11 protein-coding genes are annotated in these 12,285 nt (G+C 71.3%); 4 read left to right on the top strand and 7 right to left on the bottom strand.

All coding sequences use genetic code 11. From position 1 onward, the window contains the following. Positions 1–518, bottom strand: a 518-nt coding sequence (locus D7X55_RS25215) for an ArsA-related P-loop ATPase (protein WP_147470202.1), incomplete at its 3' end; no start/stop codon positions are given. Positions 519–884: 366 nt separating this feature from the next. Between D7X55_RS25215 and D7X55_RS25210 the strand changes: the two genes are divergently transcribed. Beyond that, entirely contained in the window at positions 885–1,307 is a 423-nt protein-coding gene (locus tag D7X55_RS25210; RefSeq protein WP_120549530.1) for an STAS/SEC14 domain-containing protein, read from the top strand. Positions 1,308–1,326: 19 nt separating this feature from the next. Here D7X55_RS25210 and D7X55_RS25205 read toward each other — a convergent pair whose 3' ends face one another. Further along, a complete protein-coding gene (locus D7X55_RS25205; protein WP_120549531.1) occupies positions 1,327–2,010 on the bottom strand; it encodes a hypothetical protein in 684 nt (227 codons plus the stop codon). A gap of 157 nt (positions 2,011–2,167) precedes the next feature. Between D7X55_RS25205 and D7X55_RS25200 the strand changes: the two genes are divergently transcribed. Beyond that, the gene (locus tag D7X55_RS25200) at positions 2,168–2,590 is read left to right on the top strand and encodes an STAS/SEC14 domain-containing protein (RefSeq protein WP_120549532.1); all 423 of its coding nucleotides are present in this window, start codon (positions 2,168–2,170) and stop codon (positions 2,588–2,590) included. A 90-nt stretch (positions 2,591–2,680) separates the two neighbouring features. Here D7X55_RS25200 and D7X55_RS25195 read toward each other — a convergent pair whose 3' ends face one another. The 5 genes from D7X55_RS25195 to D7X55_RS25175 form a co-directional block, all read right to left on the bottom strand. After that, positions 2,681–3,058 carry a hypothetical protein gene (locus D7X55_RS25195; protein WP_233610049.1) on the bottom strand — a complete coding sequence of 126 codons (378 nt, stop codon included), beginning with the start codon at positions 3,056–3,058 and terminating at the stop codon, positions 2,681–2,683. 123 nt (positions 3,059–3,181) lie between these two features. Then, on the bottom strand, positions 3,182–5,446 hold the full coding sequence (locus D7X55_RS25190; RefSeq protein WP_121724420.1) for an RTX toxin: 2,265 nt from the start codon (positions 5,444–5,446) through the stop codon (positions 3,182–3,184). Between the two features lie 69 nt (positions 5,447–5,515). Next, complete coding sequence (locus D7X55_RS25185; protein ID WP_233610048.1) at positions 5,516–7,945, bottom strand: RTX toxin; 2,430 nt, start codon at positions 7,943–7,945, stop codon at positions 5,516–5,518. A 547-nt stretch (positions 7,946–8,492) separates the two neighbouring features. Beyond that, positions 8,493–9,788, bottom strand: a complete 1,296-nt coding sequence (locus D7X55_RS25180; RefSeq protein ID WP_120549536.1) for a serine/threonine-protein kinase — start codon at positions 9,786–9,788, stop codon at positions 8,493–8,495. A 115-nt stretch (positions 9,789–9,903) separates the two neighbouring features. Continuing rightward, positions 9,904–11,118, bottom strand: a complete 1,215-nt coding sequence (locus D7X55_RS25175; protein WP_120549537.1) for a serine/threonine-protein kinase — start codon at positions 11,116–11,118, stop codon at positions 9,904–9,906. 231 nt (positions 11,119–11,349) lie between these two features. Here D7X55_RS25175 and D7X55_RS25170 point away from each other — a divergent pair, with 231 nt between their 5' ends. Next, complete coding sequence (locus D7X55_RS25170; protein WP_120549538.1) at positions 11,350–11,727, top strand: helix-turn-helix domain-containing protein; 378 nt, start codon at positions 11,350–11,352, stop codon at positions 11,725–11,727. 49 nt (positions 11,728–11,776) lie between these two features. Then, on the top strand, positions 11,777–12,214 hold the full coding sequence (locus D7X55_RS25165; RefSeq protein WP_120549539.1) for a helix-turn-helix domain-containing protein: 438 nt from the start codon (positions 11,777–11,779) through the stop codon (positions 12,212–12,214). Positions 12,215–12,285 lie beyond the last annotated feature (71 nt).

The following is a 12,285-nucleotide window of genomic DNA, read 5'->3' as shown; positions in this document are numbered from 1 at the left end:
GGCCCGCCCGGCATCAGCGACAGGATGCTCCTGGGCAGCGTGGCCAGCGCCATGGCGTGGCCGGTGGCGGGCAGGTCCACCACGGTGAGCGGATGCACCGTGCGGCCGTCCGGGTGCGTGCGGCGCAACAGCGACAGGAGCTGGAACATCAGCCCCATCTCCTTGAGCGCCGGGCCCGCCTCCAGGAAGCGCCGCAGCGCCTTGGAGCGCAGCGCGGCCTCCGCCAGCCACTTCACGGGCAGGGTCTCCTCCAGGAACAGCCGGTGGCCCTCCTGCGCGGACAGCCGCACGAAGGACAGGTTCGGCCCGGCGGACACCACCTTCGGCCCGGCCTCCCGCGCGCCCACCAGCCCCGCGAGCATGGAGGGGCCGCCCTCGTCCGGAGACAGCTCCGCCAGCAGCACCGGCCGGCCCGCGCGCGCCGCCGCCACCGCCAGCGCCGCGGAGAGCGTCGTCTTGCCCACGCCGCCCTTGCCCGACACGAGCACGGCGCGTCTGCTCCACAAGGACTCCAGCACCACGCTCCCATCCCCCGCGCCAGCGGCGCGACCCTTCACGGTGAGCAAGGAAGCGCGTACCGGCAACCGGCCGGAGATGCGCCCAGGGACGGCCGTCCGCCTGGCCGCCCGCTCCACGAGCATAGCGGCTTTCCAGGCACGCCCAGGCTCCCCGCGCGCCGCGCTGACCCGGGCGTGACACAACGGCCACGAACCGCCGTCATGACGCGACGTGCGAGGAATGACCCGGCCCGGGAGGACACGTGGCGTGCGCGCGTGCGTGACCCGGAGGGTTGGACCCGCGGATTCCCTCGGAAAGAAGGGGGCACGGACTGGTGACGGGGGCCGGGTTTTGAGTACCCTTCGGCCCTCTGCGTGGGAGAGGGCATGGCGGTGCTGCGGGAGTGGGTCTTCGGGACACAGCGTGTCTCGCTGGAAGGCTCCGACATCCTCTGGATCAAGGTCCGGGGAGCGTTTTCAGAGACGGACGTGCGGGCGCTGGTGGACGTGTTCCACGAGCTGGGGGTGAACCCGGAGAAGCCCCTGTACCTCGTCGTGGACCTGAGCAGCTCCGAGGGGCTGTCGGTCGCGCCGCGCAAGTACCTGGCCGAACACGTGAGCACCACGTGGTTCCGCGGGGCCGTCTTCTTCGGCGCCAAGCGCACGCATCGCGAGGTGCTGCGCGCGCTCGTGGTGGCGCTCAACTTCATCCGGGGCACGAAGCTGGAGGCGGAGTTCGTGGACTCGGAGGCCCGGGCCCGCGCGTGGCTGGACGCCCACCGGCGCCGTCAGGAAGCGGCGCCCCGCTGACGGCCCGCCCGGCCGGCCGTCAGTGGACGGCCCAGCGCTCGGCGATCTCCTCGCACGCGAGCACCACGTCGCCCAGCCGGCGGATGTGCGCGCGCGGCGCGACGAACAGCGAGCCCGCGAACACGTCCACCACCGTCATCAGCCGGTGGTCCGCCGGGCCCAGCCGGCACAGGTGCTGTTCCGCGAAGCGCTGCAGCAGCGTGCCGATGTACTGCCCGCTGCGCTCGTCCAGCGGGTGCGTCTTGGAGAAGTAGAGCTTCATCAGCCCCACGCGCGGGTTGCCCTGCTTGTCCAGCCGCTGCACCACCACCTCCGGGCGCACGCTGATGGTGACCCCGGCCATCTCCAGCACGGGCGGCTCCGCCCCCACCGCGCTGATGATGGCGTCGTCCAAATCCAACCACGGCACCAGGTCGGCGAAGCGCTCCAGCGCCTCCGAGCACAGCTGCATGCGCTGGGCCTCGAACTCCGTCTGCGGCACCGCGCAGGCGAAGCGGCGCTGGGACTCCCGCAGCACGTTCAAATCCAGACCCCGGCAGAGGAAGTCCGTGATGGCCTGGGACGCCTCCGGATAGCGCAGGTACTGGGCCTCCGGCGGGTGCTTCTGGTCGTGGATGATGCGCTTGCGGCGGGCGGGCGTGGCGACCAGGTACTCGCCCAGCTTGTTCACCGAGACGCGCGGCATTTCACGGGTTTCCGTCATGATTTCCCCCTCTGGAAGGCTGTCGGAATGGGTACACAGTACAGAGGGGGTCTGACATCCAATGGACAGCGGAACCTTGTCCCAAAGGGCAGGGGCACTTCCCTGGACGGGCGGGGTCCGGCGTAGGGTTCACCCCGGAAGCTGGGGGGAGGACCGCATGGAGCAACAGATTCGCGAGTGGACGTGTGGCGCGCACCGGATCCGCATGACGGCGCCGGACGTCTTGCATACGAAATACACGGGCGTGGTCGGGCTGCAGGACGCGAAGTGGGCGCTGCGCGTGTACGAGGAGATGGCGGCGCAGGGGCCGTTCTACCTGGTGGCGGAGGTGCCGGGGTCGGAGCTGCCCGCCGAGTCCCGCAAGTACCTGGCCAACAACGTGCGCGCGGAGTGGATGCGCTCGGTGGTGTACGTGGGCTCCGACCTGTCCCAGCGCGTGGTGGGCAAGGCGATGTCCGTGGCCATGCTGCTCACCGGACACGCGGCCAGCTTCGACACCGTCTTCGTGGACACGATGGCGCAGGCCAATGCGTGGGTGGACGCGCACCGGTTGGATCACGCCCCGCGCCGCGTGGGCTGAAGCGCCTTCCAATCCCAGACACAACGAGGGGCCAGGCCGGGGCGGGGAGCCTCGGATCCTGGCCCTCGGTGTTTTGAAGGGCGCGGTGGGTCAGCGCTCGCGGTCCGGCAGGCGGTCCGGGTGGCCGTAGCGGTAGACGTCGGACACCGGGTTGGTGCCCGCGTCGCTGCGGGGGCCGTCGCCGTCCGGCATGTCGTCCAGCGATGCGCCCGGGGCGCGCTCGCGCGGGTCATACGGCTGCAGGCCGCTGGCGTCGTGGAGGCTCAGGTCGCGGTCGTCGGCGTCGTCCCCGGTGCGCGGACGGATGCCCTTCTCATCGGCCTCGGTCAGCTCGCGGCGGGCTTTGCGCTCGTCCTCCTCTTCGGGACGGGGCTGCTGGGGCTCGCCGTCCTGGCGGGGAGTCGTTGGACGTCCGTAGAAATCCTCGGCGGGCTGCGTGGGTGCGGGACGCGTGTCGTTGGTGGCCATGAAGGAGTCCCTCCGTCGATGGAGGTTCTTCACTGCCCCCCACGTCCGGCAACCTGCTCCGGAAGCACCCGCAGGGGCCTGGAGGGCAGGCAGCCAGGCATCAGGGCCCTCCCGTGCGCGGTGTCAGGGCGACACGAGGAGGATGCCCCCGGCGAGCGCGGGTGCTTCGTCATCGCCGATGGCGCGCACGTGGCCGTAGCCGAGCTGCCCGGACGTGTTGAAGCCCCAGCACAGCGCGCGGCCAGAGGAGAGCACGGCGCAGGTGTGCTGCCCGCCCGCGGTGACGGACGTGGCGGGCGCGCCGCCCACGTTGATGAAGGCGCCGCCGGGCGCGGACAGGGAGCGCGTGCTGGCGTATCCCAGACGGCCCCGGGCGCCGTTGCCCCAGCACTGGAGCTGACCGGACTCGAGCAGGGCGCAGGTGTGCTGCGCGCCAGCGGCGACCTGGACGGCGCGAAGGCCGGAGCCGAGCGCCACGGGGGTGAGGGGCGTCGCGTAGTCAGGGTTGCCGTTGCCCACCTGCCCGTAGGCGTTGGCGCCCCAGCAGCGCAGCGCCCCGGTGTCCAGCAGGGCGCAGGTGTGCTGTGCGCCCAGGGCCAGTTGCACGGCGGTGCCGCCCACGTCCACGTCACCGGCGGACGACGGCAACTCGGTGTCACCGACATCATCGTCACGGTTGTAACCCAGTTGTCCGTAGGCATTGGCGCCCCAGCAGCGGGGCCGGCCGGAGAAGAGCAGGGCGCAGGTGTGGTCGCCGCCCGCGGCCAGGTCCTGCACGGGGGCGCCGACGGGGACGTCGGTGATGGGCGGAGGCAGCGTGTCGGTATGGCCCAGGCCCAGCTGTCCGTGGGTGTTGTCGCCCCAGCAGCGCACGTGGCCGGAGGTGAGCAGCGCGCAGGTGTGACGGTCGCCCGCGGTGATGCGCAGCGCGCGGGCACCGCCCAGGTCCACGGTGCCCACGCTGGCGATGGGCTCGTCGTCGCCGATGGTGCGCGTGTGGCCCAGGCCCAGCTGGCCGGAGGCGTTGGCGCCCCAGCAGCGCACGAGGCCGGTGGAGAGCAGGGCGCAGGTGTGGCCCAGGCCGGTGGCCAGCTGCACGGCCTTCTCGCCGGGGGCGAGGGGCACGGGGCCCCTGGACGCGGGCGTCTCGTCATCGCCGATGTTGGCGGTGCCGGTGTAGCCAAGCCGGCCCTGCGCGCCGCTGCCGAAGCAGCGCACGGAGCCGTCGTTGAGCAGGGCGCACGTGTGGCTGTCACCGGCGCGGAGCTGGGCGACGTCGGTGGGGCCACCGGTCTGTACGGGCGCGTCGGGGAACTGCTGCGCGCCCAGGCGGTAGGTGGCGGTGGTGCGGGCCCCGGCGGCGTCGGTGACCTGGAGGGAGAGGTGGCCCTGGAGCGAGGGAGCGTAATGCTGGAGGACGGTGGGGTTGGCCTGCGTGGTGAAGCCGGGGGCAGGCGTCACGGGCGCGTCCGGGGTGAAGCTCCACGCGTAGTCGAGCGTGCGCGAGGGCTGATCATCCGACACGGAGGCGGACCACGAGACGTCGGAGGTGCCCGTGAGGCGGGACGCGGCCAGGCCCTTGATGACGGGCGCGAAGAGGATGCGCACGGTGGTGCCCAGTGAGTCCGTGGACCGGTCCGCCGGGAGCACGCGGGTGGTGAACGTGGTGCTGACCGAATGTCCCGCCGGGTTCGTGACGGTGAGCGAGTGCGTGTAGTCGGTGGGGCTGGGAATGCCGAAGGGCGGCAGGTAGCGGGCGACGAAGGCGCCGGAGGTCCCGGTGAGCGTGAACGTCCCGCTGGAGGGGACGAAGGCGCCGCCGTTGTTCGCGGCGGTGAGCGTGAAGGTGAGGGCCTCGCCGGAGGAGGCCTCGACGAAGAAGGTGACGGTGGCGGGCTGGCCGAAGACGAGCTCCCCGGGGAGCTGGATGCGGGGGATGCGCGGCAGGGTGATGGGCGCGCCGTCGTTGGTGGGCGCCAGCGTGATGGCCACGGTCTCCCGGTCCGCGACGAGCGTCTGCGTGGTGCTGCCCTGGAAGAGGAGCGCACTGTTGCCGTCGTGCGCCCGCGCGATGAACGTGAGGGATTGATGGCGCGGCAGGGACTGCAGGGTGCCGGACCACCCGGAGGGCGAGGGCACCAGGTCGAAGTTCGTGAACAGCGCGCTGTGGCTGGCCGCGTCCTCCACGTCGACGCGGATGCGCGCCACGTCCGCGAAGGAGAAGCCCGCCAGCGCGCGCCGTGTCTGGGATTGCGAACCGGTGTTGTCCGTGGAGACGGTGAACGTGACGGAGGCCGTGGGCTCCGGCGTGCCCCGCTCCGTCGTCGGCGACGTACACGCGGCGGAGATGCACAGCAGCAGGAGCGCGAGGAGGGCGGGCTTCGTCATGGCTCACACGGAAGGAAAGCGAAGCGGGCGCCCCGGTGAAGCGGGCGCCCGCGTGTTCATTGAGGCGGACTACGGCGCGGTCGGCAGGGTGATCTCGATGTTGCCGCCACTGCTCGCCGAGTTGGTGGCGCCCACGTTGTTCTTGCTGGCGTAACCCAGCTGGCCGAACGAGCCCCGGCCCCAGCAGCGAGCCGCGCCCGTGGAGAGCAGGGCGCAGGTGTGGTTGCCGCCCGCGGTGATCTGGTAGGCGGTGGCGCCGTTGAGGTCCACTGCCTGGCTGGGCGCGGACGTGGGCGTCGTGTTGCCCAGGCCCAGCTGACCATAGCCATTGTAGCCCCAGCACCTCACGCTGCCCGTGGCCAGCAGGGCGCAGGCATGGTCGGCGCCCGTCGCGATCTGCAGGGGCAGCACGCCGCCCAGGTTCACGGAGACGGCCTCGGACGCCATCCGGTAGAAGCAACCGGCATTGTTGCCCACGAAGCAGCCCGACGAACGATAGTTGCCCGAGGCGTCACCCTGGCCCAGCTGACCGGAGGAGTTGTTGCCCCAGCACTTCACGCCGCCCGTCTGCGCACCGGACTTGAACAACACGCAGGTGGAGTAGCTGCCGGCCGCGACCTGCACCACGTCTCCCGCGTTCAGGGGCGGCTGCAGGCCCGGATCCCCGCTGATGCCGACCGGGTTCAAGTTGCCGTTGCCCAGCTGGCCCGCGGCGTTGTGGCCCCAGCACAGCAGCCGGCCCGTGGAGAGCAGCGCGCAGGTGTGGGCATAGCCGGCCGTGATGTCCTTGACGACCGTGTCGGCGCCCAGGTTCACGTCGCCCTTCTCCACGGGCTGCTTGGCGTCACCCACGTTCTCCGCGCTCCCATAGCCGAGCTGACCCTGGGCCCCCGAACCCCAGCAGCGCACCTTGCCGGTGTCCTTCATCAGCGCGCAGGTGTGGTTGCCACCCGCGGCGATCTTCACCGCCAGGCCGCCCAGGTTGACGTAGCCCTGCAGCGTGAGGTCGTCGTCGTTGCCCACGTCGTCGGTGTGGCCGTAGCCCAGCTGTCCAAGGCCGTTCTCGCCCCAGCAGCGCACCATGCCCGTCTTCAAGAGGGCGCACGTGTGGTTCTGTCCCAGGGCGATCTTGGAGCCCTCGCCCAGCAGCTTGACCGCCGGCCTCGCGGACGGCTTCTCGTCGTCACCGACGTCCCGGTTGTCCCCCAACCCCAGCTGGCCAGAGACGTTGTAGCCCCAGCAGTGCAGGGTCCCGTCGTTGAGCAGGGCGCAGGTGTGGTTCTCGCCCGCGCGCAGCTGGTTCACGCCCGCGAGCGCGCCCTCCGCGAGCGGCTCGTTCGGGAACTGCTTCGCCGTCACCGGATAGGTGAGCGTGGTGGTGCCATTGTCGCCGTCGGTGACGGCGAGGCTGAGGGTGCCCTGCACGTCCTCGTTGTAGTTCTGGAGCGTGGAGGGGTTCGTGTTGCCGGTGAAGACGGGCAGGGGAGACGTCGCGCCCGTGGGCGTGAAGCCCCACGCATAGGTGAGCGCGTTCTGCGGACCGTCGTCGCTGACCTTGGCCGTGAAGATGACGTTCGTCGTCATCTCGCCCACCTCGTTGCGCACGCGGAAGCCGTCCAGGCCCTGGATGACCGGGTTGAAGAGCACCTTCACCGTTGTGTCGACCACGCCGCTGCTCGACTCGTTGGGCCGCACCGTCGTGGTGAAGGTGGTGCTGACCGAGTGGCCCGCCCTGTTCCTCACCGTCACCTTGTGGCTGTACGTCGTCTGCTCCGGGACGTTTTCGGGAGGGGTGTACTGGCTGACGAACGCGCCCGAGGTGCCCAGCAGGGTGATGTCACCACTCAGCGGCGCGAAGCTGCCGTTGGTGCCCGGCGCGGGGGTGATTTCGTAGTGCAGCGCCTCGCCCAGCGCCGCGGCCACCGCGAAGGTGATGTTGCCGCTCTGGCCGGACGCGAAGGCCCGGGGGATGTTGATGCGCTCGATGCGCGGCAGCTGGATCGCCGCCCCGTCCGTGACGGGGCGCAGGGGGATGGTCAGCGTCACGTTGTCCTGCGTGAGGGTGACGTTCAGCGAGCCGTTGTAGATCTCCGTCACGGCGCCGGCGTCGCTGAAGCCATGCGCCTGGAGCGTCAGCGGGAGGTTCTTGGGCAGGAAGGGGATCTTTCCCGTCCACTTGCCGCTGCCGTCCTTGCCCATGTCGAAGTTGACGAAGATCGGCTCCGACTCCTTGCCCGGCTCGAAGACGGTGATGCGCAGGCGCACCACGTCGGTGTGCGCGATGAGCGCCGCCACGCGCCCCTTCTCCACCGAGGCCTGGGAGAAGTCCCCGGAGCCCATGCTCAGCGTGACCTGCGACTGCGTCTGCTCCGCGGGCGCGGAGGGGCCCGGCGCCTCGGTGCCCGAACTACACGCGGCCATCCACGGAGAAGACAGCGACAGCAAGAGCGCGCCCAGCATGCCGCGCGAACGGAACCAACGGGGGGACGTACGCTTCACTCGACACTCCTTGGGGAGACACAGACAGGGAAGGACAGCCAATGACTCACATCGGGCACACGCCGGCCTCACGTGCCCGGGCCGGAGCCCGGAGACACGTTTCCCGTGCCGCGCTCGGAGGGAGCACGGCCGGGGGACGTCATGGAAAACGGAGGGAATGGACAGGCTTACGCCGACCCGGGGGGACTTCCCGGCCCTCGGCGTATGGAATGACAGTGCCAGCGGGTGAAAATGCTGTCACGCCTTTTATTGGCTTCTGCGAAAGTCTGTCAATGTCTGGGTTTGCGCTGACTGGCGGGTGGAATGCGTGTCAGTCGCGGCGGACCCGCGCGGTGACAGGATTTGTCATTGCCCTCGCGCCCCCGCCTGGAGGAACGGACCGGCGATTTGACGCAACTGGTTGTCGAGTGAAAAGAAACAAGCAACTCAAGCAAGCTTGGCTAAACACCCTCACGCTTCGGAATCCGGAAAAGACAGTCATGGACCCCCAGCCGGCCTCCGCTGGTCCCGGGGGACTCGGGTGGCCAGAGTCCCAGCGGAACCCGGCTCACACCGGCTGATGCCCGTCGTCGTCGTCCTCGAGGTCCTCTCCCGGAACCTCTTCGTCCGGGCCGGCCAGCTCATCCAGCTCCTCGACCAGGTCCTGGAGGGGCAGGGGCTCCCCGTTCAGGTCCGGCGTCACGTCATCCCCCTTCAGGAACGGCGGTGGACCCTCGGACGCCATCGCGGCCTCCTCCGCGGTCAGCTCCTCCGGGTGCAGCCCGCCCTCCAGCAGCTCCGCCTGGTTGCGCCGGCCGGTGGCCTCCCGAGCCGCCTCCGCCACCTCCTCCGCCGCGGCCTGCCTCCCGTACGCGGGCGCGTGTTCGCGCAGCCACTCCCGCAGCGCCGCGGCCAGCTCCGCCGCCGTGCCGAAGCGATCCGCCGGGGCCTGCCGCAGCGCCCGAGCCACCACCGCGCGCAGCCCCTCCGGCACGTCGCGCGCCATCTGCTCCACCTCCTCCGGCCCCACCAGCGCCATGCGCGCCGCCACCTCCGTGAGCGGCATCCACGTGGGCCCCTGCGCCTGCACCAGCGGCAGGTCCGGCGGAGGCGGAGGCGCCGCGTCCCCCTGCGCCAGCGGGTGCTTCCCCGTCAGCACCTCCAGCAGCACCAGCCCCAGTGAGAACAGGTCGCTGCGCGCGTCCACGGGCTCGCGCCGCAGCGCCTCCGGGGAGGCGTACGCCACGTCCCCCTTCACCAGCGGACGGCTGGTGATCTCCCGCCCCGGCAGCGTGGAGAACGCGGCGGTGAAGTTCGTGAGCTTCACCTCGCCGTGCACGCCCAGGCGCAGGTTCCGGGGGCTCACGTCCCGGTGCACGATGCCCAGCGGCCGGTTCCACTCGTCCCGCAGCGTGTGCGCGTGGTGCAGCGCCTCCGCCACCTCGGAGACCACCCACGCCGCGAAGGCCGGGGACATGGGCTTGCGCCGCATGGCCACCAGGTTCAGCACCGTGTCCAGCGACCGGCCCTCCACGTACTCCATCACCACGTGCGGGACGCCCCGGTACGCCTTCAGGTGGTAGACCTTCGCGATGCCCGGGTGGTTGAGCCGGAACGTCAGCTCCACCTCCTCCACCAGCCGCCGCCGCTCCACGAAGCCGGACGGGTTGCGCAGCCGCTTGATGACCACCGGGCCGCCCATCCCGCCCCGGTAGCGGCGCCGCGCCAGCATCAACAGCTCCCCGGTGGAGCGCACCTCCAGCTTGCGCACGAACTCGAAGGCCGTGCCTCCCACCGTGAACAGCACGCGCGGCCGCCGGGGCACGCCGGGGTTCTCCTCCGTCGTCGTATCGGGCGTCTTCATGTCCTGCCTTCCAACCTCCCAGGTGGAGCGGGAATCGCTCCACCCCGCAGGTAGCACAAACCCTGTCGCGGGGAAAACCTCCAGGGTCGTCAGGAATGAAGAGGACGTGCAGGGTTCAACGCGGCCGGCGCAATCCCAGACGCTGGCGCCACCGCGCCCACAGGCGCCGCCACGCCAGACGCCGGGCCACCCACCAGGGCATGGGCGGAGGCAGGGGCGCGGCCAACCCCAGGGACGGTCCGGGCGGCGGCGGCACGGGCGGCGTGGACGCGCTGGAGTGGGGCGCCGCGCCGGGGATGCGCCGCTCGTAGGCGCGGGCCCAGCGGCGCAGCTCGCGGGCCTCCTCGTTGCCGTCGAAGTACGCGTCGGACTCCTCCGTGACGGCCTCGTGGGGCGGCGGCGCGTTGAACAGCGGCTGGTCCCAGCTGTCCGGGGCGCGCTCCAGCGCCGCGCTCAGGTCCGCGTAGAGGTCCGCGCCCATCTGGTAGCGCTCGCGCACCTCCTGGCGCAGCAGCCGCTCGCAGATGTCATTGAGGGCGCGGGGCACGCGCGGGTTGATGGAGCGCGCGGACCGCCCCTTGATGCTCTGGATCCCGCCCAGCAGCGCCGCGGCCGGCAGGTCCGGGGGGTAGGGAAAGTCCCCGGTGAGCACCTGGAAGAGCGTGAGCCCCAGCGAATAGAGGTCGTCCGTGGGCTGGTACACGTAGCGGGACATGCCCTTGGGGTTGTTCAGCCAGTAACGCAAGAGCTCCGGGCTGCGGTAGCTGGGCGTGCCCGGCGGCGGCCGACCGTCCGTGATGGCCGGCGCGCAGGCGTGGTCGCTGGAGCCGAAGTCCACCAGCACCGGCCGCTCGTCCGACGCCCGCACGATGATGTTGCTGCCCTTGATGTCCCGGTGGCGCACGCCCGCGCGGTGGATGAAGTCCAGCGTCAGCGCCAGCTCCGCGAACAGCCGCGCCACCTGCCGCGCCGTGGGCTTCGCCTCCACCGCCCAGTCCGACAGCGTGGGACCCTCCACGTAGTCCATGACCAGGAACAGGTAGCCCGTGCGCGGGTGCGGCCAGCGGTGATAGCCGCGCAGCGCCACCACGTTGGGATGGGTCATGCGGTGCAGCACGCTCACCTCCTTGAGCGTGCGCGCGTCCACCTGCGAGCCCTCCTCGGAGTCCTGCGGGCCCTGCAGCGCGAACTTCAGCGCCACGTGGAAGCCCCCGGTCTCCGCCAGGAACACGGTGCCGTAGCCCCCCGTGGCCAGGCGCTTCAACAGCCGGAAGCTGCCCACCACCTCCTGGGGCTGAAGGAGCAGCGGATGTCCTCCCTCCAGGCTCATCGCGGAGCGCCTCCTGGGCCCAGGGGATGCCGGGCGGACATGGGATGTGGGGAGTCCAATCGGAGAGCGGGGACGTGGCTGGGAGGAGGCATGCGCGAAAGGGCTGATGGGACCTGCCAGGTCCATAGCATGGCGGATGCCCCTTGGGGTAGTGTTGGTGCCGTGTCAGGTAGGATGCCGGACACCTGACTTCATGGGAGACACGGTCCGGCCAGGGGTGGGGAAGCGGCAATGAACGAGGAGCTGGCCATCACGGTGGGCACCGCGGCGCGACAGGCCCGCGAGCGGCAGGGCCTGACCCAGGGCGACGTCGCCAGCCAGGTGGGCATCGCCATGGAGGTCTACAGCCGCATGGAGCGCGGGCGCGTGCTGCCCAGCTCCACCACCTTGCGCCGCCTGTGCATGGTGTTGCGCATCCGCGCGGACACGCTGCTGGGATTGGACGGGCCCCACCCTCCAGAGGAGGCGCGCACGCTGGCCCTCGCGGACCGGGAGGAGGATCCGCCCGGCCTGCGCCGGCTGGTGCGCGCCCTGCGCCCCCTGGATGAAGAGGCGTTGAAGGCCATGGGCCTCATCATCCAGGGCGCGCTCGCGCTGCGGCAGCGCTGAGGCCCGGGCCTCTTCGAAAACTTGCGCGCCGGGGGAGAGGTGCAAGGTTTTGCGCGTGCCCGCCCCGGTGAATGAAAAGCTGAACACGGTGTTTGGTGCCGCCGCCCGCGACGCGCGGCTGCGGCTGGGACTCACGCAGGCGGACGTGGCGGAGCGCGTGGGCATCGCCATGGAGGTCTACAGCCGCATGGAGCGCGGCCGCATGCTGCCCCGCGCCCAGACCCTGCGGCGGCTGTGTGACGTGCTGGCCGTGTCCTCGGACACGCTCTTGGGCGTGGGGCCCGGCTCCGCGCAGGTGTCGCCCCAGGCCTCGCCGCGCCAGGAGGACTCGCTGGAGCTGCGCCGCCTGGTGCGCGCGCTGCGCGACCTGGAGCCCCGCCAGCTCAAGGCCGTGGCGCGCGTGGTGCGCACCGTGGTGTCCGTCATGCCCCCCACCCCTCCCGCGCCGCGCAAGAAGCCCTCCGCCCGGAAGCGCCGCGCCGGTTAGCGGCAAGAGCAGACAAATCCTCCCGGGCTGCAACGGGATGTCCGCCCGTCTGCCGGCCGGACCCGGGGGCG

The sequence above is a fragment of the Corallococcus sp. AB049A genome (assembly GCF_003668885.1).
In the GTDB taxonomy this organism is placed as follows: domain Bacteria; phylum Myxococcota; class Myxococcia; order Myxococcales; family Myxococcaceae; genus Corallococcus; species Corallococcus interemptor.
Note: the sequence above shows the minus strand (reverse complement) of the source record. Positions and strands in the feature narration are given on the sequence as shown.